The organism is Streptomyces sp. CBMA156 (genome assembly GCF_014596515.1).
Classification (GTDB): domain Bacteria; phylum Actinomycetota; class Actinomycetes; order Streptomycetales; family Streptomycetaceae; genus Kitasatospora.
In genome coordinates this window covers 1-21,774 of the sequence record NZ_MSJQ01000266.1, presented here as the reverse complement: position 1 = coordinate 21,774, position 21,774 = coordinate 1, and the positions used below count along the sequence as shown (strand labels likewise).

20 protein-coding genes are annotated in these 21,774 nt (G+C 71.3%); 11 read left to right on the top strand and 9 right to left on the bottom strand.

Annotated features, from left to right (window positions below):
* Positions 1-104: 104 nt before the first annotated feature.
* From BU198_RS22490 to BU198_RS22480, 3 genes are all read right to left on the bottom strand, one after another.
* On the bottom strand, positions 105-1,364 hold the full coding sequence (locus BU198_RS22490; protein ID WP_223244785.1) for an MFS transporter: 1,260 nt from the start codon (positions 1,362-1,364) through the stop codon (positions 105-107).
* Positions 1,365-1,693: 329 nt separating this feature from the next.
* Positions 1,694-2,776: an inositol-3-phosphate synthase gene (locus BU198_RS22485; RefSeq protein ID WP_188298661.1), complete on the bottom strand. Its 1,083-nt coding sequence runs from the start codon at positions 2,774-2,776 to the stop codon at positions 1,694-1,696.
* A gap of 126 nt (positions 2,777-2,902) precedes the next feature.
* Entirely contained in the window at positions 2,903-3,604 is a 702-nt protein-coding gene (locus BU198_RS22480) for a PadR family transcriptional regulator (protein ID WP_188298660.1), read from the bottom strand.
* Between the two features lie 518 nt (positions 3,605-4,122).
* On the opposite strand from BU198_RS22480, the gene BU198_RS22475 reads away from it, so the two are divergent.
* Positions 4,123-6,639 (top strand): transglycosylase domain-containing protein, encoded by a 2,517-nt coding sequence (locus BU198_RS22475; RefSeq protein ID WP_188298659.1) that lies wholly within the window; start codon positions 4,123-4,125, stop codon positions 6,637-6,639.
* 277 nt (positions 6,640-6,916) lie between these two features.
* Positions 6,917-8,494 carry a glycosyltransferase family 87 protein gene (locus BU198_RS22470; RefSeq protein ID WP_188298658.1) on the top strand — a complete coding sequence of 526 codons (1,578 nt, stop codon included), beginning with the start codon at positions 6,917-6,919 and terminating at the stop codon, positions 8,492-8,494.
* Positions 8,495-8,509: 15 nt separating this feature from the next.
* On the opposite strand, the gene BU198_RS22465 is transcribed toward BU198_RS22470, so the two are convergent.
* From BU198_RS22465 to BU198_RS22455, 3 genes are all read right to left on the bottom strand, one after another.
* Positions 8,510-9,544, bottom strand: coding sequence for an alanine racemase (locus BU198_RS22465; protein ID WP_188298657.1), 1,035 nt, complete (start codon positions 9,542-9,544; stop codon positions 8,510-8,512).
* A gap of 13 nt (positions 9,545-9,557) precedes the next feature.
* Positions 9,558-10,676 (bottom strand): lipid II:glycine glycyltransferase FemX, encoded by a 1,119-nt coding sequence (locus BU198_RS22460; protein WP_188298656.1) that lies wholly within the window; start codon positions 10,674-10,676, stop codon positions 9,558-9,560.
* Between the two features lie 202 nt (positions 10,677-10,878).
* Positions 10,879-11,178, bottom strand: a complete 300-nt coding sequence (locus tag BU198_RS22455) for a hypothetical protein (RefSeq protein WP_188298655.1) — start codon at positions 11,176-11,178, stop codon at positions 10,879-10,881.
* Positions 11,179-11,502: 324 nt separating this feature from the next.
* Between BU198_RS22455 and rpsF the strand changes: the two genes are divergently transcribed.
* From rpsF to rplI, 4 genes are all read left to right on the top strand, one after another.
* A complete protein-coding gene (gene rpsF, locus BU198_RS22450) occupies positions 11,503-11,793 on the top strand; it encodes a 30S ribosomal protein S6 (RefSeq protein ID WP_188298654.1) in 291 nt (96 codons plus the stop codon).
* Between the two features lie 96 nt (positions 11,794-11,889).
* Positions 11,890-12,513, top strand: coding sequence for a single-stranded DNA-binding protein (locus BU198_RS22445; RefSeq protein ID WP_188298653.1), 624 nt, complete (start codon positions 11,890-11,892; stop codon positions 12,511-12,513).
* A 78-nt stretch (positions 12,514-12,591) separates the two neighbouring features.
* Positions 12,592-12,828: a 30S ribosomal protein S18 gene (rpsR, locus tag BU198_RS22440; protein WP_030059640.1), complete on the top strand. Its 237-nt coding sequence runs from the start codon at positions 12,592-12,594 to the stop codon at positions 12,826-12,828.
* Between the two features lie 17 nt (positions 12,829-12,845).
* A complete protein-coding gene (gene rplI, locus BU198_RS22435) occupies positions 12,846-13,292 on the top strand; it encodes a 50S ribosomal protein L9 (RefSeq protein ID WP_188298652.1) in 447 nt (148 codons plus the stop codon).
* Positions 13,293-13,413: 121 nt separating this feature from the next.
* Here rplI and BU198_RS22430 read toward each other — a convergent pair whose 3' ends face one another.
* Entirely contained in the window at positions 13,414-14,751 is a 1,338-nt protein-coding gene (locus tag BU198_RS22430) for an MATE family efflux transporter (protein ID WP_188298651.1), read from the bottom strand.
* Positions 14,752-15,330: 579 nt separating this feature from the next.
* On the opposite strand from BU198_RS22430, the gene dnaB reads away from it, so the two are divergent.
* The gene (gene dnaB / locus BU198_RS22425) at positions 15,331-16,824 is read left to right on the top strand and encodes a replicative DNA helicase (RefSeq protein WP_188298666.1); all 1,494 of its coding nucleotides are present in this window, start codon (positions 15,331-15,333) and stop codon (positions 16,822-16,824) included.
* A 27-nt stretch (positions 16,825-16,851) separates the two neighbouring features.
* Here the strand turns inward: dnaB and manA are convergent, their stop codons facing one another.
* Complete coding sequence (manA, locus tag BU198_RS22420) at positions 16,852-18,030, bottom strand: mannose-6-phosphate isomerase, class I (protein WP_188298650.1); 1,179 nt, start codon at positions 18,028-18,030, stop codon at positions 16,852-16,854.
* Between the two features lie 339 nt (positions 18,031-18,369).
* Here manA and BU198_RS22415 point away from each other — a divergent pair, with 339 nt between their 5' ends.
* On the top strand, positions 18,370-19,137 hold the full coding sequence (locus BU198_RS22415) for a polyprenol monophosphomannose synthase (protein ID WP_188298649.1): 768 nt from the start codon (positions 18,370-18,372) through the stop codon (positions 19,135-19,137).
* 86 nt (positions 19,138-19,223) lie between these two features.
* Here the strand turns inward: BU198_RS22415 and BU198_RS22410 are convergent, their stop codons facing one another.
* On the bottom strand, positions 19,224-19,631 hold the full coding sequence (locus BU198_RS22410; RefSeq protein ID WP_188298648.1) for a winged helix-turn-helix transcriptional regulator: 408 nt from the start codon (positions 19,629-19,631) through the stop codon (positions 19,224-19,226).
* Between the two features lie 107 nt (positions 19,632-19,738).
* Here BU198_RS22410 and BU198_RS22405 point away from each other — a divergent pair, with 107 nt between their 5' ends.
* The 3 genes from BU198_RS22405 to BU198_RS22395 all read left to right on the top strand — a co-directional run.
* Positions 19,739-20,374, top strand: a complete 636-nt coding sequence (locus BU198_RS22405) for an FMN-dependent NADH-azoreductase (RefSeq protein WP_188298647.1) — start codon at positions 19,739-19,741, stop codon at positions 20,372-20,374.
* A gap of 144 nt (positions 20,375-20,518) precedes the next feature.
* On the top strand, positions 20,519-21,550 hold the full coding sequence (locus BU198_RS22400) for an MBL fold metallo-hydrolase (RefSeq protein WP_188298646.1): 1,032 nt from the start codon (positions 20,519-20,521) through the stop codon (positions 21,548-21,550).
* A gap of 16 nt (positions 21,551-21,566) precedes the next feature.
* The coding region (locus tag BU198_RS22395; protein WP_188298645.1) for an NTP transferase domain-containing protein at positions 21,567-21,774 on the top strand (208 nt) is incomplete at its 3' end.

The following is a 21,774-nucleotide window of genomic DNA, read 5'->3' as shown; positions in this document are numbered from 1 at the left end:
TTCGTCCCCCGAGACGGAATTCTGTCGTTCCGACAGGTTGAGTACCTTAGCGAGTCGGTCGGACGCCGTCGGCCCGAGCCCCCGAGGGGCCTCAGGAGGCCTGGTCACCGGGGGAGCGGGCTCCGGCGGGCGGCGCGCAGGTAGAGGACCGCCGTCAGGGCGTATACCCCGGCGACCCCGACGACCACCGTGACGGAGCGGCCGGACAGCGGCAGCACCAGCGCGGTGACCAGGGCGGCGGCCACGAAGGCGACGTTGAACAGCACGTCGTAGATGGCGAAGACCCGGCCGCGGAACTCGTCCTCGACCGACTCCTGCACCGCCGTGTCGGCGCAGATCTTGGTGCCCTGGGTGACCACCCCGAGCAGCAGGGCGGCGATCAGGCAGGGCACCAGCGTGAAGCTCAGGCCGAGCGCCGGGACGAAGACCACGGGGGCGACCAGGCAGGCCGTCATCCACCCGGCCAGGCCCAGCCGGCGGGTGCACCAGGGGCTGACCACCGCGGCGACGAAGAAGCCGGCGGCGGACAGGCCGACCGCCTGGCCGAGGGTGACCAGCCCGGCCGCGCTGTCGGTCGGGTCGTTGAAGGTGTACCTGGCGAGCATCACCACGACCACGATCAGCACGCCGTAGCAGAACCGGGCCGCGGTGACGGCGGCCAACGCGTGCACGGCGGGCCGGCAGTCCCGCACCAGGTGGCGCACGGCGGCGCCGAGTTCGACGGCGGCCCGGACCAGCGCCTGGCCGAGCGCGGGGCGGTCCCCGTGCTGATCGGGGCCGAGCAGGTCGCGGTCCATCCGCCGGGCGGCCAGGGCGGCCGCCAGGTAGAGCAGCGCGGCCACCGTGACCAGGGCGGCGTCGGCCTTCGGGCCGGGCGCCATCAACTGGTGCAGCAGGAAGCCGATGCCCCCGCCCGAGGCGGCGGCGACCGTGCCGAGGGTGGGGGAGAGGGCGTTGGCGGTGACCAGCTGGTCCTGCTCCACGACCCTGGGCAGGGCGGCGGACAGGCCGGCCAGGATGAACCGGTTGAGCGCGGTGACCAGCAGGGCCGAGGCGAAGAACAGCCAGGTCGGCGCCTCCGCCAGCAGCAGCGCACCGGTGCCCAGGCCCAGTCCGAAGCGGGCCAGGTTGCCGAAGTAGAGCACCTGGCGGCGGCGCCAGCGGTCGAGCAGCACACCGGCGAACGGGCCGATCACCGAGAACGGCAGCAGCATCACGGCCAGCACCGAGGCGATGTCGGCGGGGGAGGACTGCTTCTCGGGGGAGAAGACCACGTACGCGGCGAGCGAGACCTGGAAGACGCCGTCCGAGAGCTGGGAGAGCACCCGGGCGGTCAGCAGCCGCCGGAAGTCGCGACCCTGCATCAGGCCGAGGAGCGTGGCCCGGTGTGCGGACCGGTGGGTGCTGCCGTTCTCGGTGATCGCCACCCGCCCAGGGTGCCATGGAACCGGTCGCTGTTTCACGTGAAACATTGGCCTCGAAAACGTGAAGAGCCCGCGATCCGGAGACCGTGGGCTCTTCTGCCGGGCTACGAGCGGTCAGCTCGGCGCGTCATGTTCGACAGCGGCGAGCTTCGCGAGACTCACAAGCTCGACAATCGCGAACTTCGCGACGCTCAGCGCACCGTGCTCGACAATCGCGAACTTCGCGAGGCTCAGCGCACCGTGCTCGACAATCGCGAACTTCGCGAGGCTCAGCGCTCGACCTCACCGCGGATGAACTTCTCGACGTTCTCGCGGGCCTCGTCGTCGAAGTACTGGACCGGCGGGGACTTCATGAAGTACGAGGAGGCCGAGAGGATCGGGCCGCCGATGCCGCGGTCCTTGGCGATCTTCGCGGCGCGCAGGGCGTCGATGATGACACCGGCGGAGTTCGGGGAGTCCCAGACCTCCAGCTTGTACTCCAGGTTCAGCGGGACGTCGCCGAAGGCCTTGCCCTCCAGGCGGACGTAGGCCCACTTGCGGTCGTCCAGCCAGGCCACGTAGTCCGAGGGACCGATGTGGACGTTCCGGGCACCCAGCTCGCGGTCGCGGATCTGCGAGGTGACGGCCTGGGTCTTGGAGATCTTCTTGGACTCCAGGCGCTCGCGCTCGAGCATGTTCTTGAAGTCCATGTTGCCGCCGACGTTCAGCTGCATGGTGCGCTCGAGGATGACACCGCGGTCCTCGAACAGCTTGGCCATCACGCGGTGCGTGATGGTCGCGCCGACCTGGGACTTGATGTCGTCACCGACGATCGGCACGCCGGCCTCGGTGAACTTGTCCGCCCACTCCTTGGTGCCCGCGATGAACACCGGCAGGGCGTTCACGAAGCCGACCTTGGCGTCGATGGCGCACTGGGCGTAGAACTTGGCCGCGGCCTCGGAACCGACGGGCAGGTAGCAGACCAGGACGTCGACCTGCTGGTCCTTGAGGACCTGGACGACGTCGACCGGCGCCTCGTCCGACTCCTCGATGGTCTCCAGGTAGTACTTGCCCAGGCCGTCGAGGGTGTGGCCGCGCTGGACGGTCACGCCGGTCGGCGGGACGTCGCAGATCTTGATGGTGTTGTTCTCGCTGTTGCCGATGGCGTCGGCCAGGTCGAAGCCGACCTTCTTGGCGTCGACGTCGAAGGCGGCGACGAACTCCACGTCACGGACGTGGTAGTCACCGAACTGGACGTGCATCAGCCCGGGGACCCTGCCGGCCGGGTCGGCGTCCTTGTAGTACTCGACACCCTGCACCAGCGACGCGGCGCAGTTGCCCACGCCCACGATGGCTACGCGAACCGAACCCATTCCGGTTGCTCCCTGTGATCTCATGAGGACCGCCGGGGTAGGCGGAACTCGTCCTGCTTCTTCGATGACTGCATGTACGGGCGCGAGGCGCCCGATCCTGCCGCGCGGCACAGGGCTGGCGCGGTGTCAGCGCTCCTCGGCGGAGCGCCCCGGGCGGTCGTACGGTGGCCCGGACGGGTCCGTGGACCCGGCTTCCCGGCCACGGCCGTCCGAAGTCTTGTGGGGACCGGCGGCGGGGTCGCCACCGGTGTCGGGGCCGATCCGGCCGGTGCGGTTGGACCGCTCGGTCTCGATCAGCTCGTTGAGCCAGCGGACCTCACGCTCCACCGACTCCAGTCCGTGCCGCTGGAGTTCGACGGTGTAGTCGTCGAACCGCTCACGGGCGCGGGCCAGCGAGTTGCGCATCCGCTCCAGCCGCTCCTCCAGCCGGCTGCGGCGCCCCTCCAGGACGCGCATCCGCACGGCCCGGTCGGTCTGGCCGAAGAAGGCGAAGTGCACGCCGAAGTGCTCGTCCTCCCAGGCGTCCGGGCCGGAGTCGGCGAGCAGTTCCTCGAAACGCTGCTTCCCCTCGGCGGAGAGCCGGTAGACGATCTTGGACCGCTTGCCGTTGAGGGCGGTGGCCGGGACGTACTCGACGTCCGGGTTGTCCTCGACCAGGAAGCCCTGAGCGACCAGGTTCTTCAGGCAGGGGTACAGCGTCCCGTAGGAGAGTGCGCGGAACGTCCCGAGCAGGATGTTGAGGCGCTTGCGCAGCTCGTAGCCGTGCATCGGGGCGTCGTGGAGCAGGCCGAGGACGGCGAACTCCAGCACTCCTGAGCGTCTGCCCACTGCCGTCGTCCTCCTCCCTCTCGGCCTCGGTCCGGCCGCTGCATCCGGCGGTATTCCGCTTCGATGTATCGGCTCGATATATCGAGAACAGTAAACCCGACCCCCGGAACGGGCAAGGGGGGCGCGCGTGAACGTGATCACAAGCCGACGCGCGGACGGCATTGGCAACGGGCGTGTAATGATCTGTTGCCGTTTTGCGGGCATTGGCAACTGATGTCCGATTAGTTGTATATCCGTGCTGCGTACGCTGTCGCGTGTGCACGAGGACCACCTCCGGGATCAGGGCGGTTGGCGGGCATCGGACGTGAACCCTGCCTTCAGGCTGGAAACGCCTGGCGAGGAGTGGCTGGAAGATGAGCGAGCGACGGCGAAGGACGCCCAACCCGGGCGGTGACGGGCAGCAGCCCCCGGGCGGCGGAGGCCGTCAAGGCGGGGGGCCGGGGCCCGACGAGCTGCGCTCGGACGGCGTCGGCCGGGGGCGCCCCTCGGGGGTCAGGGAGACCGCACAGCAGCCCCGGATGACCCGTGCGGAGATGCGCAAGGCCGCCCAGAAGAAGGGCAAGGGCGGCCCCGGGCGCGGTGCCGCCGCGGGCTCCGCCGCCGCGGCCGCCGGCCCCGGCAAGAAGCGGTTCATCGACTACCCGCGGTTCGGCAAGACCGGCGTCCGGCGCTGGCTGCCCTCCTGGCGGCAGTGGCTGAGCGGCGTCCTGGTGGTCTTCGGCTGCTTCGTCGGCCTGGTGTTCTACCTGTACCAGACCACCGAGGTCCCGAAGCTGAACGAGCTGGTGAAGGACCAGAACACCATCTACTACTGGGCCGACAACACGGAGATGACCCGCAAGGGCCAGACCAACCGTCAGATCGTCGAGCTCAAGGACATCAGCCCGCACCTCCAGCACGCCGTCATCGCCGCGGAGAACAAGACCTTCGAGACCGACAGCGGCATCGACCCCAAGGGCATGCTCCGCGCCGTCTACAACATGGCGAAGGGCGGTGAGACCCAGGGCGCCTCGACGATCACCCAGCAGTACGTGAAGAACGCCTACCTGAGCCAGGAACAGACCCTCAGCCGCAAGGTGAGGGAGTTCTTCATCACGCTGAAGATCAACCAGGACAAGGAGAAGAGCGAGATCCTCACCGGGTACCTCAACACCAGCTGGTTCGGCCGCGGTGCGAACGGTGCCCAGGCGGCCGCCCAGGCGTACTACGGGGTGGACGCCAAGGACCTGGACATCTGCCAGAGCGCCATGCTGGCCGGGCTGCTCAAGGGTGCGACGTACTACGACCCCACCAACCCGGACAACAAGGAACGGGCCCAGGGCCGGTGGAACTGGATCCTGGAGCAGATGGTGGACACCAAGGCCATCACCCCGGAGGAACGGGCCAAGTGCACCACGTTCCCCGCCCCGCTCCCGCAGAAGCCCAGCTCCAACATGAACGGTGAGGTCAGCTACCTGGTCGACACCGCCAACAAGTACGTGCTGGCCACCGACAAGACGATCACCCAGCAGATGATCGACCGGGGCGGCCTGAAGATCTACACCACCTTCGAGAAGGACAAGGTCGACGCCCTGAAGAAGGCGGTCGACGACGTCAAGTCGGAGAACCTCGACCCGGCGAAGCGGCCGAACAACGACACCAACATCCAGTTCGGCTCCGCGAGCATCCGTCCCGGCGACGGCGCGATCATCGCCCTCTACGGCGGCGACGGCGTGGAGAACGGCCACTTCGACAACAACGCCGACGCCACCGGCGTCCAGGTCGGCTCGACCTTCAAGCCCTTCGTGCTGGCCACCGCGATGCAGGTCGGCGTGCAGACCGCGAAGGACGACAAGGGCAAGCCGAAGCGGATCAACTCCGACAGCCGCTACCTGGCCGACGACATGTCCGAGATCCGCAAGCCGGACGGCTCGCTGGTGATCGGCGACGACGGCAAGCCGTACCGGCAGAAGAACGAGGACTCGGGCAAGCGCGGCTACGTCTCGCTGCGGCAGGCCATGCAGTACTCGTACAACGTGCCCTTCGTCCAGCTCAACCAGGACGTCGGCGGCCAGAACGTGGCCGACATCGCGGTGCAGATGGGCGTCAAGAAGGACAGCCTCGCCGACCCGAAGACGGCGACCTTCCCGCTCGGCACCTCCACCATCAGCCCGATCCGGATGGCCACCGCCTACGGCACCCTGGCGGCCAGCGGCAAGGAGGCCGAGCCGTACTCGGTCACCAAGGTCGAGGTGAGCGGCGTGGAGCGCCCGGGCTTCGGCAAGAAGGAGCTCAAGGTCGCGCTGGAGCCGGCCGTCGCGGACAACGTCACCGACTCGCTGGTGAACGTGGCGGTGAACGGTACCGGCAAGAAGACGAAGGAGCTGGGCCGCCCGGTGGCCGGGAAGACCGGTACCACCGACCAGAACAAGTCGGCCTGGTGGGTCGGCTACACCCCGCAGCTGGTGACCAGCGTCGCGATGTGGCGCGAGGACCCGAGCAAGCACGAGCGGCAGTCGCTCAACGGCACCGGCGGCAAGGAGTCCATCCACGGTGGTGACATCCCGACCGACGTCTTCACCCGGTACATGAAGGCCGCGCTGGCCAACGAGAAGAAGATGGACTTCCCGACCCCGCAGCCGGTCGGCACCGCGGTGGACTCCTCCGGTGCGCCGTCCACGGCCACCCCGACGACGGCCGCTCCCACGACCGAGACCCCGTCGGCCCCGCCGCAGACCCAGTCGCAGGCGCCGCAGCCGCCCGTGCAGCCGCAGCAGCCCACCACCCCGACCTGCGTGCCGGGCGTGGACTGCCCCGGTGACCAGCCGACCCAGACGGCGACCAAGAACCCGCCGCACCCCAGCAACACCTGTCTGCCGTTCGTCGGCTGCCCGACGACCCCGGCGCCCGGGGACAGCACCCCGCCGGGCGGCGGCAGCGGTGGCAACGGCGGCAACGGCAGCGGTGGCACCGGCGGCGGCAAGCCGACCGGCGGCGGCAAGCCGACGCCGAGCAGCACCGGCGGCCTGCAGGGCGGGCCGGGCGGCGGCCAGTAGCCACCGTCCGGCGGAACCAGGAACGGCGGTGGCGGTCCTCCTCGGAGGGCCGCCACCGCCGTTTTCCGTCCGGGCGCCGCCGTGTTTCCTCACGGGCACCGCCGTTCTCGTCCGGGCGCCGCCGTTCCTCCCGCACGGGCACCACGGCTCCCCGGCAGCGGCGCCGCCACCGTCATGGCCGTTTCGTCACGATTGGCGAACCCGCCCGCCGTCCGGCATGCAGACCGTTGCGGGGTCCTCCTCGTCCCAGCGGGACCGGTGCGGCAGGATGTCCGGCATGACGTCGAGCGATCGTGACGAATCCGCCGGCCCGGTCGGGTCCGGCGCCGCCGCAGGGCCCACCCCGGCAGCCGTCGCCACGGCCGCGCCGTCGGCCAACACCGTGGTCGTCCCGGCCGACGAGGATCCGGTGGCGGCGGCCGGCAGCGAGCTGTTCGGCGGGCCCCCCGGGCGCCGGGCCCTGCTCGGCGTCTCCTGGTGGATCCCGGCGCGCTTCCTGGCGCTCGCGGTGATCGTGGTCTCGGTGCTCGGCATGGTGCAGAAGCTGCCCTGCTACGAGCAGGCCTGGTTCCAGCCGGGCTCGCCGCAGTACGTGCACGCCTGCTACAGCGACATCCCGCACCTGTTCTCCGGACGCGGCTTCGCGGCCGGGCTGCACCCGTACGTGGACCGCATCCCGGGCTCCTCGGGGGACCTCCAGTACCTCGAGTACCCGGTGCTGACCGGCCTGTTCATGCAGGTCGCGGCCTGGCTGACGCCCGGCGGCGGGGACCAGCAGAGCCAGGAGCAGTGGTTCTGGGCGATCAACGCCGGGATGCTGATGGCCTGCGCGGTGGTCGCCGCGGTGGCGCTCTCGCGCACCCACCGGCGCCGGCCGTGGGACGCGCTGCTGTTCGCGCTCGCCCCCGTCCTGCTGCTCAACGGCACCGTCAACTGGGACCTGCTCGCGGTCGCCCTGGCCGCTGTCGCGATGGCCTGGTGGTCCGGCGCCCGGCCGGGCTGGGCCGGCGTCTTCATCGGTCTGGCCACCGCCGCCAAGCTCTATCCGCTGCTGCTGCTCGGCCCGCTGCTGGTGCTCTGCTCGCGGTCCGGCAGGTGGCGCGAGTTCCGGCTGGCGCTGGGCGGGGCGGTCGGCTCCTGGCTGCTGGTCAACCTGCCGATCATGATGGCCAACTGGCAGGGCTGGTCGACCTTCTACGTGTTCAGCAAGCACCGCGGCGAGGACTACGGCTCGTTCTGGCTGATCCTGATGCAGAGCCGCGGCGCCGGGCTGGCCGACCTCGACCTCTACATCGGCGTGCTGATGGTGCTGGGCTGCCTGGCCATAGCGTGGCTCGGCCTCTCGGCCCCGCGCCGGCCGCGCTTCGCGCAGCTGGCCTTCCTGGTCGTCGCGCTGTTCGTGCTGGCCAACAAGGTGTACTCGCCGCAGTACGCGCTCTGGCTGCTGCCGCTCGCGGTGCTGGCCAGGCCGCGCTGGCGGGACTTCCTGATCTGGCAGGCCTGCGAGGTGCTCTACACCCTGGGCATCTGGTCCCACCTGGGCTTCGTCACCGGCTCCAAGCAGCACGGGCTCGGCGAGGGCTGGTACCACTTCGCGGTCGCGCTGCACCTGCTCGGCACGCTCTACCTGGTCGTCATGGTGGTCCGCGACGCCCTCGACCCGGACCACGACCCGGTCCGCTGGGACGGCAGCGACGACCCCTCGGGCGGGGTGCTGGACCACGCCCCGGACGTGTTCGTGCTGGGCACCGCCCGCCGGCTGCGCGAGGAGGAGAGCTACGCCGGGTACGCGCCGGCCGGCCCCGAGCAGTGGCTGAACGAGCCCGAACTGCCGGAGCCGGCCGAGAAGCCGTAGCCGCGCCTCAGCGGCTCAGCGGTCCACCACGCGGTCGAAGTGCGTGGTGGTGTGCCGGACCTGGAGACCGAGCTCCTCGCCGATCGCCGGCGGGGCGGTCTCCGCGTCCAGGAACAGCAGCGAGACCTGCATGTGCGGCGGCTCGGCGAACCACAGCTGCTTGCCGGCCCAGTGGAACGGCGACTTGGTCTTGTTGACGGTCGCCAGACCGGCCCGGGCGATGCCCTTGGCCCGGGCCCCCATGCTCTGCACGTACTTGGGCGCCTCCAGGCCGATGCCGTGCGCGGTGCCGCCGGCGACCACCAGGATGTGGCCGTCGGAGGGCGCCGGGTGCTGGCGGTAGCCGTAGCGGTCGCCCTTCTTCAGCGGGGTGACGTCCAGGACGGTGGCCCTGACCTCCAGCGCGGCGTGGTCGCCCAGCCAGAGCCTGGTGCCGATCCGGGCCCGGAAGACCGTCCGCGGGTAACGCTGGGCCAGCTGCTCCATGCCGGCCGCGCCGAGGTGGCTGACGAACACGGTGTGCACCGGGATGCCGGCCGCCACGGCGGTGTCCACCCAGTGGGCGACCTCCTCGACCGGGCTGGAGCCGTCCGGCCGGTCCATCGGCAGGTGCAGCGCCAGCCCCTCGAAGCTGACGCCGTCCAGCTCGGCGGCGGCGGTGCGCAGGTCGTCCGCGCTCACGCCGTGCCGGCGCATGGTGGTCATGCACTCCAGCACCACCCGGGCGCCGTGCAGCGACCGCAGCGCCGCCACGCTCGCGACCGTCCGGATCACCCGGGCGTGCGGTAGTGGCAGTATCTCCTCGCCGACCCGGTAGGGGGTGAGCACCAGCAGCTCACCGCCGTACCACTCGGCGACGTCGGCCGCCTCGTACGCGGTACCGACGGCGAGCACCCCGGTGCCCAGCAGCGTCGCCTCCTCGGCCAGCCGGTGGTTGCCCAGGCCGTAGCCGTTCCCCTTGGCGACCGGGACCAGCCCGGGGAACTCGGCGAGGACGGAGCGCTGGTGGTCGCGCCAGCGTTCGGTCTCGAGGTAGAGCGACAGCGTCATCGGGTCAGTCTCCTCAGCGGCGGGACATGTAGAGGTCGAGGGCCTTGTGCAGCAGCTTGTTGAGCGGGAAGTCCCACTCGCCGAGGTACTCGGCCGCCTGGCCGCCGGTGCCGACCTTGAACTGGATCAGGCCGAACAGGTGGTCGTTCTCGTCCAGGGTGTCACTGATGCCGCGCAGGTCGTACACCCCGCCGCCGAGGGCGTAGGAGTCGCGCATCATCCGCCACTGGATGGCGTTGGACGGCTTGACCTCGCGCTTGTGGTTGGCCGAGGCGCCGTAGGAGTACCAGACGTGCTCGCCGACCACCAGCATCGTGGTCGCGGCCAGCGGCTCGCCCTCGTGGTAGGCGATGTAGAGCCGCATCCGGTTCGGGTCCTCGGCGGTGAGGGCGTTCCACATCCGCTGGAAGTAGGCCAGCGGGCGCGGGGTGAACTTGTCGCGCTCGGCGGTGACCAGGTAGAGCTGGTGGAAGATCGGCAGCTCGTCGTAGCCGCCCTGGACGACCTCGACGCCGCTCTTCTCGGCCTTCTTGATGTTGCGGCGCCAGAGCTGGTTGAAGCCCTTCTGGATGTCGTCCAGCGAGCGGTTGGCCAGCGGCACCTGGAAGACGTAGCGGGGCTGGACGTCGCCGAAGCCGGCGCCGCCCTCCTCGCCCTGGAGCCAGCCGGCCTTGCGCAGCCGGTCGGCCACCTCGAAGGCGCGGGCCTCGTACCAGTCGGCCTCGACGTCGCGCAGGCGCTTGGCCTGCTTGGCGGCGATGGCCTCCTTGATGGTGGGGGCGTCCCAGCGGCGGATGACCACCGGCGGGCCCATCTTCACCGAGAACGCGCCCTGGGACTTCAGGTGCGCCAGCATCGGGGAGAGCCAGCGGTCGAGGTCGCGGTCGAACCAGTCGATGACCGGGCCCTCGGGCAGGTAGGCGAGGTAGCGCTTGAGCTTCGGCAGCTGGCGGTAGAGCACCAGGCCGGCGCCGACGAGCTGGTTGGCCTCGTCGAACCAGCCGATCGACTCGGAACGCCACTCGGCCTTCACGTCGCCCCACGACGGCACCTGCATGTGGCTCGCCGAGGCGCGGCTCCTGATGAAGGCGAGGTGCTCCTCGCGGGTGATCGTCCTCAGGCGCAGGCTCATTGCTCGGTGCTCCTCGTCGGTCGGGCTGCGGTGGCCCAGGTTCTCGGGCTGACCTTATCGTCCGGGGCCCGGGCACCCGTTCCGGCGGGCACGGCGGCGCCCCCGTCGGGTACCTGTCTCCTCTGCAGATACGCGACGGGGGCGGCGAGGGTTCCGGATCGGCCCTGTGGGCTCGGTCCCAGCGGGCGGGCGCGGGGGCGGTTCAGCCCCAGAGACCGCCCCGGGCGATGCCGAGGTAGAAGCCGAGGGCGGCGGCGCCGAGCGAGACCATCAGGACGAAGCGCTCGGCGGTGGTGACCGAGACGAACATGCCCCACAGGCCGGCGACGATCCCGAACAGGCCGGTCCACGAGGTCAGCAGGTGCAGGTTGTGGAAGAACGAGGTGGTGAAGGCGATCACGCCCAGCAGGGCGGTGACGCCCACCAGGGTGTTCTCGCGGGGGTGCGGGTGGCCGTCGGTGTTCAGCGTGAGCGCGGGCATGCGGTGGACGGACTGGGCCATGGGTCCCACCTCCTGGCGTGGAGACGAACGGGCAGGAATCCCGTTCCGTCCAGATTGCGGCGGTTGGGTCACTCTCACAACCCCTATGCGTTTTGTTCGGCCGTCCGGGTGCAGGTAGGCTGTGCCGTCTGCACTGGTGTAGTTGTGCCCCCTTTGCGCCCTCTTCCGGGCGACACCCCCTGTCGGGTGGAGCGGGGGCCGACTGTCCGACCCGGCCGCTACGGTGGGCCGGAGTCGTCGTCACCGCACCGGTGCCGACGCTACGCACAACCCTCCTGCCACGGAGAGACCGTGGCCGCTGAGTCCAAAGGAGGTGGGTTACTCATGCGTCACTACGAGCTGATGGTCATCCTCGACCCCTCGGTCGAGGAGCGCGCTGTCTCCCCCCTGATCGAGAGCTTCCTCGCCGTCGTCCGCAACGCGGGTGGCAAGGTGGAGAAGGTCGACACCTGGGGTCGCCGCCGTCTGGCTTACGAGATCAACAAGCAGTCCGAGGGCATCTACTCGGTCATCGACCTCAAGGCCACGCCTGAGGTCGTCAAGGAGCTCGACCGCCAGCTTGGCCTGAGCGAGTCGGTTCTGCGGACCAAGGTCCTGCGCCCGGACACCCACTGAGCCACCTCTGAGGCCTTCGGGTCTCGGGTAGCTCGCGTCCGCTGTTTCACGTGAAACAGCGGTGAACGGACATCTTCCCGAGAGGTCATCACCACCATGGCAGGCGAGACCGTCATCACCCTCGTCGGCAATCTCGTCGACGACCCCGAGCTGCGCTTCACCCCGTCGGGTGCGGCGGTCGCGAAGTTCCGCATCGCGTCCACCCCCCGCACCTTCGACCGTCAGACGAACGAGTGGAAGGACGGCGAGAGCCTCTTCCTCACGTGCAACGTCTGGCGGCAGCCGGCGGAGAACGTGGCCGAGTCGCTGCAGCGCGGCATGCGCGTCATCGTGCAGGGCCGACTGCGCCAGCGGTCTTACGAGACCAAGGAAGGCGAGAAGCGGACGGTCTTCGAGGTCGAGGTCGACGAGGTCGGCCCGAGCCTGCGCTCGGCGACCGCCAAGGTCACCCGGGCCAACCGGTCCGGCGGCCCCGGTGGCGGCTTCGGCGGCCAGCAGGGCGGCGGCCAGGGCGGCGGCGGCAACTGGGGTGGAAACTCCGGTGGCGGTGGCGGCCAGCAGGGCGGCGGCAGCTGGGGTGGGAACTCCGGCGGCGGCCAGTCCGGCCCCTCCGACGACCCGTGGGCGTCCAGCGCCCCGTCCGGTGGAAACCAGGGCGGCAGCTGGGGTGCCCCGGCCGGCGGTGGCGGCGGCGGCTACTCGGAAGAGCCCCCGTTCTAAGAGCTGACAGATTTCGTGCGGCCCGGCCGCGGCGTCCCCGGACGCCTGCCGGGCCGTGAACCCCAAATGGAGCACACAATGGCGAAGCCGCCTGCTCGCAAGCCGAAGAAGAAGGTTTGCGTCTTCTGCAAGGACAAGGTCAACTACGTTGACTACAAGGACACGAACCTGCTGCGGAAGTACATCTCCGACCGCGGAAAGATCCGTGCCCGCCGGGTGACCGGCAACTGCACCCAGCACCAGCGTGACGTCGCCACGGCCGTGAAGAACAGCCGTGAGATGGCGCTGCTGCCCTACACCAGCACCGCGCGCTAAGAGAGGGTGACCAAGTAATGAAGATCATCCTCACTCACGAGGTGCCGGGTCTCGGCTCCGCCGGCGAGGTCGTCGAGGTCAAGGACGGCTACGCCCGCAACTACCTGGTCCCGCGTGGCTACGCCATCCGCTGGACCAAGGGTGGTCAGAAGGACGTCGACGCCATCCGTCGCGCCCGCAAGATCCACGCCATCCAGACCCTCGAGGCCGCCACCGAGGTCAAGGGCAAGCTCGAGGGCGTCCAGGTCAAGCTGGCCGTCCGCTCGGGCGACGCCGGCCGTCTGTTCGGTTCGGTGACCCAGGCCGACGTCGTCGAGGCCATCAAGGCCGCCGGCGGCCCGGCGGTGGACAAGCGCGCCGTCGCGATCACCTCGCCGATCAAGACCGTGGGCACCCACAAGGTCTCGGTCAAGCTGCACTCGGACGTCGTGGCCAACCTCGACGTCGCCGTCGTGGCTGCCTGAGCTCCGTAGCACCAGGCCCGAGGGCCGGACTCCTCCGGGAGTCCGGCCCTCGGTCTTTTCCCGGGGTCCGGGGTCTCGGCCCCGGACCTTCCGGACCTCCCGGAGCCCGCGCGGGCCCGCTTCAGCCGCGCACCGCTCCGGTGACCAGCCACTTGCCGCCGCGGGCGCGCCAGGCCAGGAAACCGGCCCGCAGCAGCATGAACAGGTTCATCGCCCACCAGAGCCCGGCCAGTCCGGCGCCGGTGGCCGGCACCGCGAGGGCCACCGGGACGAACACCACCAGGGTCGCGAGTCCGGCCCAGGCCAGGTAGGGGCCGTCCCCGGCCCCCATCAGCACCCCGTCCAGGACGAAGACCAGTCCGGCCACCGGCTGGGTGAGCGCCAGCAGCAGCAGGGCGGTGCCCAGCTGGGCCCGGACGGCCGGATCGGGCGTGAACAGCGGGATGTACAGCGGGCGGGCGAGCACCACCAGCAGGCCGAGCACCAGCCCGGAGACGATGCCCCACTCGACCATCCGGCGGGTGGCGGCCCTGGCGCCCGGGACGTCCGAGGCGCCCAGGAAGCGGCCGATGACGGCCTGGCCCGCGATCGCGATGGCGTCCAGTGCGAAGGCCAGGAAGTTGAACAGCGTCATGGTGATCTGGTGGGCGGCCACCTGGTCGTCGCCGAGCCGGGCGGCCACCGCGGTGGCGGTCATCAGCACCGCGCGCAGGCTGATCGTCCGGACCAGCAGCGGGCCGCCGGCCCTGGCCCCGGCCCGTATGCCCGCCGCGTCCGGTCGCAGCGAGGCCCCCTCCCGGCGGGCGCCGCGGACCACCACGACCAGGTAGGCGGCGGCCATCCCGGTCTGCGCCAGCACGGTGCCCCAGGCCGAGCCGGCCACCCCGAGCCCGGCGCCGTACACCAGGCCGGCGTTCAGGCCGATGTTGGCCGCGAAGCCGCCGACGGCCACCACCAGTGGCGTGCGGGTGTCCTGGAGGCCGCGCAGCACCCCGGTGGCGGCCAGCACCATGAGCATCGCCGGGATGCCCAGGGAGCTGATCCGCAGGTACGTCACGGCGTGCGGCGCGGCGGTCGCCGAGGCGCCCAGCACGTCGGCCGCCCAGGGGGCCAGCAGCAGGGTGAGCAGGACGACGGGGACGGACAGGGCCAGGGCGAGCCAGATGCCGTCGATCCCCTGCTGCACGGCGCCCCTGCGGTCCCCGGCGCCGATCCGGCGGGCGACCGCCGAGGTGGTGGCGTAGGCGAGGAAGACGAACACGCCGGTCGCGGTGGAGAGCGCGGCGGCGGCGATGCCCACCCCGGCCAGCTGGGGGGTGCCGAGGTGGCCGACGATCGCCGAGTCGGCCATCAGGAAGAGCGGTTCGGCGACCAGGGCGCCGAAGGCCGGCACGGCCAGGGCGAGGATCTCCCGGTCGTGCCGGCGTCGTGAGGGGGCCGGGGTCGGCGAGGCGGTCATGGGCTCCAGGCTACTCATCCACAGGTAATGGATGTAAGTGGCAGGTGACCATTACTCGCAATCTTGAGCGACGCGGTTCGTCCGCTCCGTGTCGACAGCCGTTCGGAGGTGTGTGAAGAATTTCTCATGCACAGGCCCGAGAAGAGGTAATCCCAGGTCAACAGGTTGACGGTGGATCGATCGTCCGGTTATCCACAGGGACGTCCACAGGGGTGTCCACAGCTTTGCGGCAGTTCTCCACAGGACGGGGCCGTTCATCCACACCCCCTGTGGATAACCGCCTTGGCGCAACGGCGTCCGGCGCCTTAGCGTGGGCCCTCCGCCCGACACTCCCACCGCCCCGGCGTCCGATTTGTCTGAGCCGTGGCGTACAAAGAGGAGCGGATCCGCTCCACCCGGCCACCGGCAAGGCCGGCTCCAGACTTCGCACCACTCGCTGATCGGGGAACACGCGTGACCGGCCCCCAGTACGACGACCACGACGCCCCGCCGCCGGAGGAGGACTGGCAGAACGCCGAGGATCCCTTCCCCGCCGGCGCCTTCGACGACGGGCCCTTCCCGGACGGCCCCGGTGACCGGCTGCCGGTCTCGCGCGGCCGCGGCGAGGGGCGTCAGGGCGGTGGCCGCGACGGCTCCCAGAAGGGCGGCTTCCAGAAGGACGGCAAGGGCGGCCGGTCGGAGGGCGGCAAGGGCGGCAAGGGCGGCTGGCAGCGCCGGGACGAGGGCGACGGCGAGGGCGGGGTGGACGGCTTCGAGCGCGTCCCCCCGCAGGACCTGGACGCCGAGAAGTCCGTCCTCGGCGGCATGCTGCTTTCCAAGGACGCCATCGCCGACGTGGTCGAGGTGCTCAAGCCGGCCGACTACTACCGGCCCGCGCACGAGATGGTTCACGGCGCGATCCTCGACCTCTACGCCCGTGGCGAGCCGGCCGACCCGATCACCGTGGCCGGCGAGCTGACCAAGCGCGGCGAGCTCCAGCGGGTCGGCGGCGCCTCCTACCTGCACACCCTGGTCAACTCCGTCCCGACCGCGGCCAACGCCGAGTACTACGCCCAGATCGTCCACGAGCGAGCGGTGCTGCGCCGGCTGGTCGAGGCGGGCACCAGGATCGCCGGCATGGGCTACGCGGCCGAGGGCGACGTGGACGAGATCGTCAACGCCGCCCAGGCGGAGATCTACGCCGTCACCGAGCAGCGCACCAACGAGGACTACGCGCCGCTCGCCGACATCATGGAGGGCGCCCTCGACGAGATCGAGGCGATCGGCTCCCGGCAGGGCCAGATGTCCGGCGTGCCGACCGGCTTCGCCGACTTCGACGCGCTCACCAACGGTCTGCACCCCGGTCAGATGATCGTCATCGCGGCCCGCCCCGCGATGGGCAAGTCCACCCTAGCGCTGGACTTCGCGCGGGCCTGTTCGATCCAGAACAAGCTGCCGAGCGTGATCTTCTCGCTCGAAATGGGGCGCAACGAGATCGCCATGCGCCTGCTCTCCGCCGAGGCCAGGGTGGCGCTGCACCACATGCGCTCCGGGAACATGACGGACGACGACTGGACCAGGGTCGCCCGCCGGATGCCCGACGTCAGCGAGGCGCCGCTGTTCATCGACGACTCGCCGAACCTGTCGATGATGGAGATCCGGGCCAAGTGCCGCCGGCTGAAGCAGCGCAACGACATCAAGCTGGTCGTCATCGACTACCTCCAGCTGATGCAGTCCGGCGGCTCCCGCCGGGCCGAGAACCGTCAGCAGGAGGTCTCGGACATGTCCCGTAACCTCAAGCTGCTGGCCAAGGAGCTGGAAGTGCCGGTCATCGCGCTCTCCCAGCTGAACCGTGGCCCCGAGCAGCGCACCGACAAGCGGCCGATGGTCTCCGACCTGCGTGAGTCCGGCTCGATCGAGCAGGACGCCGACATGGTCATCCTGCTGCACCGCGAGGACGCCTACGAGAAGGAGTCCCCCCGCGCGGGCGAGGCCGACCTGATCGTCGCCAAGCACCGTAACGGTCCGACCGCGACCATCACGGTGGCCTTCCAGGGCCACTACTCGCGCTTCGTCGACATGACCAGGGACTGAGCCCCGGCGTTCCCGTCGGGGGAGCGGTCAGACGGTGACGGTGGCGCGGAACAGCGTGCTGCCGGTGCCGGACAGCCGGGTCGGCGTGTCGGTGGCGGGGAGGAAGGCGGACCGGCCGCGGGCCAGGTCCAGCACGGTGCCGTCGGCGGCGGTCAGCCGGACCGCGCCCTCGGTGCAGAGCAGGATCTGCGGGGTGCGGCCGTCGATCTCGCGCTCGGTGCCGTCCAGGACGAAGCGGGAGAGCCGGAACTCGTCGATCGGGACGGGGTAGAGCTCCTCGCCCGGGGTGGTCCCGGCCGGCACCGGCTCCAGCGCCTCGGGGGCGCCGGGCTCGAAGACCACGACCTTGAGCAGTTCGGGCACGTCGATGTGCTTCGGGGTGAGGCCGGCCCGCAGCACGTTGTCGGAGTTGGCCTGGAGCTCGACGCAGACGCCGGAGAGGTAGGCGTGCGGCACCCCGGCGCCGAGGTAGAGCGCCTGGCCGGCCCGCAGCCGGAAGTGGTTGAGCAGCATGCCGGCGACCACGCCGCGGTCGTCCGGGAAGTCCGCGGCGATCCGGGCGTACGGGGCGTACTCGCCGTCGGGGTCGGTCAGGGCCAGCACCTCGACGGTCCGCCGGACGGTCTCCCCGTCCAGGGCGAGGGCGGCGGTCAGCGCGCCGCGCAGCGCCTCGGACTTGTCCTCGGCCGCCAGCCGGTCGATCACCGGGGCGAGCCCGGGCACCGCGAGCCCGGACAGCAGGCGGGCCGCCGCCGCGGGCCGGCGGAAGCCGCACAGGCCCTCGAACTCGCCCAGCGCGCAGACCATTTCGGGCTTGTGGTTGGTGTCCCGGTAGCTGCGCTCGGGAGCGTCCAGCGGGATGCCGAGGGCTTCCTCGGCGGCGAAGCCGGACCGGGCCTGGTCGAGCGTCGGGTGGGCCTGGATGGACAGCGGGATGCCCGCGGCCAGGATCTTGAAGAGGAACGGCAGCGCCGGGCCGAACCTGGCCACGCTCGCGGCGCCCAGCTCGCCCTCGGGGTCGGCCGCGATCAGTTCGTCCAGCCGGCGCGGGCCCTCGCCGCGGTCGGCGCGGGACGGCGCACCGGGGTGGGCGCCCATCCACAGCTCGGCCTGCGGTTCACCGGTCGGCCGCTGCCCGAGCAACTCGGGCAGGGCGGTGAGCGACCCCCAGGCGTACGGGCGGACGGTGTTGACGAGCCTGTCCATGCGCGCGGTCCTACTCCTTCGCAGTCTGGGCGGCCCCGGATGTCCCGAGTCCGGATCGCCGGGACGGGACCGGCGGTGCGGGCGGGCCGGGCACGGGCAAGGGAAACGACCCTAGCCGACCGGTGTCACCCACGGGGAAACGGTGGGCATCCGGTGGAAGTGCCACGGTCGGAGCAGCGGCTCCCGGGCGCGGTAGTAGGATGCCAGGACGCAGTAGCCTCCGCCCTGCGCGCAGTTCACCACCGGGGTCCTCCTCGATGGAGCTGCCGGTGGAGCCGCGTTCCAGAGTGCGGGCGCCGGTGTTCCGAGACCCCCCGTCATCGGCCGAGAGGTTTGTACGTGACCGTGAACCAGCAGAGTTTTGCTGATCTCGGCAAGGTCCTGGTGATCATCCCGACCTACAACGAGGCCGAGAACGTCGAGCGGATCGTCGGCCGGGTCCGCGCCGCCGTGCCCGAGGTCCACGTCCTGGTGGCCGACGACAACAGCCCCGACGGCACCGGCGAGCTGGCCGACAAGCTGGCCGTCGAGGATCCGAACGTCCAGGTCCTGCACCGCAAGGGCAAGGAGGGCCTGGGCGCCGCCTACCTCGCGGGCTTCCGCTGGGGCATCGACAACGGCTACGACGTCCTGGTCGAGATGGACGCGGACGGCTCGCACCAGCCCGAGGAGCTGGACCGGCTGCTGGGCGCGCTGCGCGGCGCCGACCTGGTGCTGGGCTCGCGCTGGGTGCCGGGCGGCCGGGTGGTGAACTGGCCGAAGTCGCGGCTGCTGCTCTCCCGCGGCGGCTCGACCTACTCGCGGCTGATGCTGGGCGTCCCGATCAGGGACGTCACCGGCGGCTACCGGGCGTTCCGCAAGGAGACCCTGCTGGGCCTGGGAATGGACGAGGTCGCCTCGGCCGGGTACTGCTTCCAGGTCGACCTGGCCTGGCGCACGGTGAAGGCCGGGTTCAAGGTCGCCGAGGTGCCGATCACCTTCGTCGAGCGCGAGCTGGGGGCGTCCAAGATGAGCCGCAGCATCGTGGTCGAGGCGCTGTGGCGGGTGACCACCTGGGGTGTCACCGACCGGGTGGCCCGACTGCGCCGGGGCGCCGCGAAGCGCTGACCGACCGCACTGCCCATGGCCGAAGGGCCCGTCCGCCGGAACCGGTGGACGGGCCCTTCCGCATGTCCGGGGGCGGCCGGGCGGGCTCAGCAGCCGCCCTTGAGCACGCCCTCCGGCAGGTGGCGGTCGGCCCAGACGGCCAGTTCGGTGAGCGCCGGCTTCAGCGCGATGCCGGCTTCGGTGAGCCGGTAGCTGACCCGCAGCGGCGGGCCCGCGTCGACCTCCCGGACGACCAGGCCGGCCTCGGCCAGCTCGGTCAGCCGGTCGGAGAGCATCCGCTCGCTGATGCCGGGGACGGCGCGGCGCAGCTCGGAGAAGTACGCGGGGCCGCCGTTGGTGAGCACGCCCAGCAGCATGCCGGTCCAGCGCTTGCCGAGCAGGGTGAACACCCGGTTGAGGGCCAGGTCGACGGTGCGGCAGGGGCCGGGACCGGCGGCGCCGCAGGCGTCGGTGGCGGTCGGGACTCCGTCGGTCACTGCCTCGTGCTCGGCCATGGTCCCAGCCTACTCGACCGTTCACTAGTGACTGTAGAAAAGTAAGCTGCTACCGTACTTTCAGTTGCAGCGAAAACAGCAGCTACTAATTCTCTGGAGGCACTGCCATGCCCACGCTCCTGCACCTCGACTCCTCCGCGGTCGCCGACGGCTCCGTCTCCCACGAGGTCACCGCCGCGTTCCGGGCCGCCTGGCAGGCCCAGCACCCCGAGGGCACGGTGATCTACCGGGACCTCGCCGCCGACCCGCTCCCGCACCTGGACGTGCACGGCATCAGCGCCGGATTCGCCCCCGCCGAGGCCCGCAGCGCCGAGCAGACCGCCGCCTTCGCGCTGCGCGACGAGCTGATGGCCGAGCTGGAGCGCGCCGACGCGGTGCTGATCGGCAGCCCGATGTACAACTTCACGATCCCGTCGACCCTCAAGGTCTGGCTGGACCACGTGATCCTGGTCGGCCGCACCGCCGGCGAGGCGCCCTCCGCCAAGGGCACCCCGGTCACCGTGGTCGCCCCCCGCGGCGGCTCGTACGCGCCCGGCGCCCCGCGCGAGCCGTACGAGTTCGTCACCACCTACCTGGAGAAGGTGCTGACCGGCATGCTCGGGCTGGAGGTCGACTTCATCGTCCCGGAGTTCACCCTGGCCGCAGCCGTCCCGGCGATGGCCGACTTCGTTCCGAAGGCCGTCGAGTCCAAGGCGCAGGCGCTGGAGCAGGCCGCCCGCCTGGCCAAGGAGCCGGTCGCCTGAGGCACGGTGCGGCGCGGACCGGAAGGCCGGTGTGACGTGGATCGGAGGCGCGCCCCGCCGGGCGCGCCTTCCGCGCAATCGGCCGCCGGTACTCCCATGCTGTAGGGCGCAGGACATCCGACCGCCGACCAGAGGGAGCAGCCCGTGACGTCGTCCCCGCCCGAGGACAGCCCCGGCGCGGAGCGTGCCCGGGCCCAGCAGGCCGGGTCCGGCGGGCCCGTCGGGACAGCCGGTGCCGTGCCGGCCGCCGTGCCGCCGGAGCCGGGGCAGCCGGCCAGGCCGCTGGAGGTCGCCGTCTTCACCGGCCCCGAGTCGGCCTTCTTCGCCACCTCCGCGCTGATCCTCGGCGAGCGGACCGCGATCCTGGTCGACGCCCAGCTGACCCGCAGCGCCGGGCGCGAGCTGGCCGAGTGGGTCGCGGGCAAGGGCAGACGCCTGCTCGCCGTCGTGGTCACCCACCAGCACCCGGACCACTACTTCGGCGCCGAGGAGGTGCTGCGGCTCTTCCCGGACGCGCAGCTGCTGGCCGCCCCGGCCGTCGTCGAGGGCATCCGCCGCACCGTCGCCGCCAAGGTCGCGCAGTGGAAGCCGGTGTACGGCGACGACATCCCGGACCACCCGCTGATCCCCGCCCCGCTGCTGCCGCAGCCGCTGATGCTGGACCGCCAGGTGATCCCGGTCCTGCTGCTCGGCCAGGCCGACTGCGGTGACTCCACGGTCGTCCACGTGCCGAGCGTCCGCACCGTGATCGCCGGGGACTTCGTCCACAACGGCACCCACGTCTGGACCGCCGACACCACCCCGGCCCAGCGCACCACCTGGGGACACAACCTCGGCCGGATCGCCGACCTCGGCGCGGACCGGGTGATCGCCGGGCACCGGGCCCCGGACCAGGGCGACGACGCCGCCAGGGTGCTGGCCTTCACCGGTGAGTACCTCCAGGACTTCGACCGGCTGCTGGCCGAGCACCCGGACGACCCGGAGGCGCTGGTCACGGCGATGAGCGAGCGGTACGGGGAGCTGACCCTGCCGTCCTTCCTGGAGCTGGGCGCGGCGGCCAACACCGCCCGCGCGGCGGCGGCGGCCGCCGCCGCCGTCGAGGCCGAGGCCGTCGCCGGGCCCGAGGACCGGGAGGCTGCGGAGGCTTCGGACGCCCCGGAGCCCGCGGAGGAGTAGGGCGGATACTGGCCGCATGACGCCGTACGACGCGATCGTCCCGGCGGGCGGGGCCGCCCGGCGCCTCGGCGGCGCCGACAAACCCGGCCTGACGGTGGGCGAGACCACCCTGCTCGACCGGGTGCTCGCCGCCTGCGCGGGCGCCCGTACCGCCGTCGTGGTCGGCCCGGCCCGCCCGACGGCGCGCGGCGGCGTCCACTGGACCAGGGAGCGGCCGCCCGGCG

Bases quoted from the DNA above. Each gene is read 5' to 3' on its own strand.
- BU198_RS22410 (WP_188298648.1), bottom strand. From the start codon at position 19,631: ATGGCCGAGCACGAGGCAGTGACCGACGGAGTCCCGACCGCCACCGAC.
- BU198_RS22485 (WP_188298661.1), bottom strand. From the start codon at position 2,776: ATGGGTTCGGTTCGCGTAGCCATCGTGGGCGTGGGCAACTGCGCCGCG.
- rplI (WP_188298652.1), top strand. From the start codon at position 12,846: ATGAAGATCATCCTCACTCACGAGGTGCCGGGTCTCGGCTCCGCCGGC.
- rpsR (WP_030059640.1), top strand. From the start codon at position 12,592: ATGGCGAAGCCGCCTGCTCGCAAGCCGAAGAAGAAGGTTTGCGTCTTC.
- BU198_RS22475 (WP_188298659.1), top strand. From the start codon at position 4,123: ATGACCCGTGCGGAGATGCGCAAGGCCGCCCAGAAGAAGGGCAAGGGC.
- BU198_RS22490 (WP_223244785.1), bottom strand. From the start codon at position 1,364: ATGCAGGGTCGCGACTTCCGGCGGCTGCTGACCGCCCGGGTGCTCTCC.
- manA (WP_188298650.1), bottom strand. From the start codon at position 18,030: ATGGACAGGCTCGTCAACACCGTCCGCCCGTACGCCTGGGGGTCGCTC.
- BU198_RS22460 (WP_188298656.1), bottom strand. From the start codon at position 10,676: ATGAGCCTGCGCCTGAGGACGATCACCCGCGAGGAGCACCTCGCCTTC.
- BU198_RS22455 (WP_188298655.1), bottom strand. From the start codon at position 11,178: ATGGCCCAGTCCGTCCACCGCATGCCCGCGCTCACGCTGAACACCGAC.
- BU198_RS22470 (WP_188298658.1), top strand. From the start codon at position 6,917: ATGACGTCGAGCGATCGTGACGAATCCGCCGGCCCGGTCGGGTCCGGC.
- BU198_RS22405 (WP_188298647.1), top strand. From the start codon at position 19,739: ATGCCCACGCTCCTGCACCTCGACTCCTCCGCGGTCGCCGACGGCTCC.
- rpsF (WP_188298654.1), top strand. From the start codon at position 11,503: ATGCGTCACTACGAGCTGATGGTCATCCTCGACCCCTCGGTCGAGGAG.
- BU198_RS22445 (WP_188298653.1), top strand. From the start codon at position 11,890: ATGGCAGGCGAGACCGTCATCACCCTCGTCGGCAATCTCGTCGACGAC.
- BU198_RS22430 (WP_188298651.1), bottom strand. From the start codon at position 14,751: ATGACCGCCTCGCCGACCCCGGCCCCCTCACGACGCCGGCACGACCGG.
- BU198_RS22465 (WP_188298657.1), bottom strand. From the start codon at position 9,544: ATGACGCTGTCGCTCTACCTCGAGACCGAACGCTGGCGCGACCACCAG.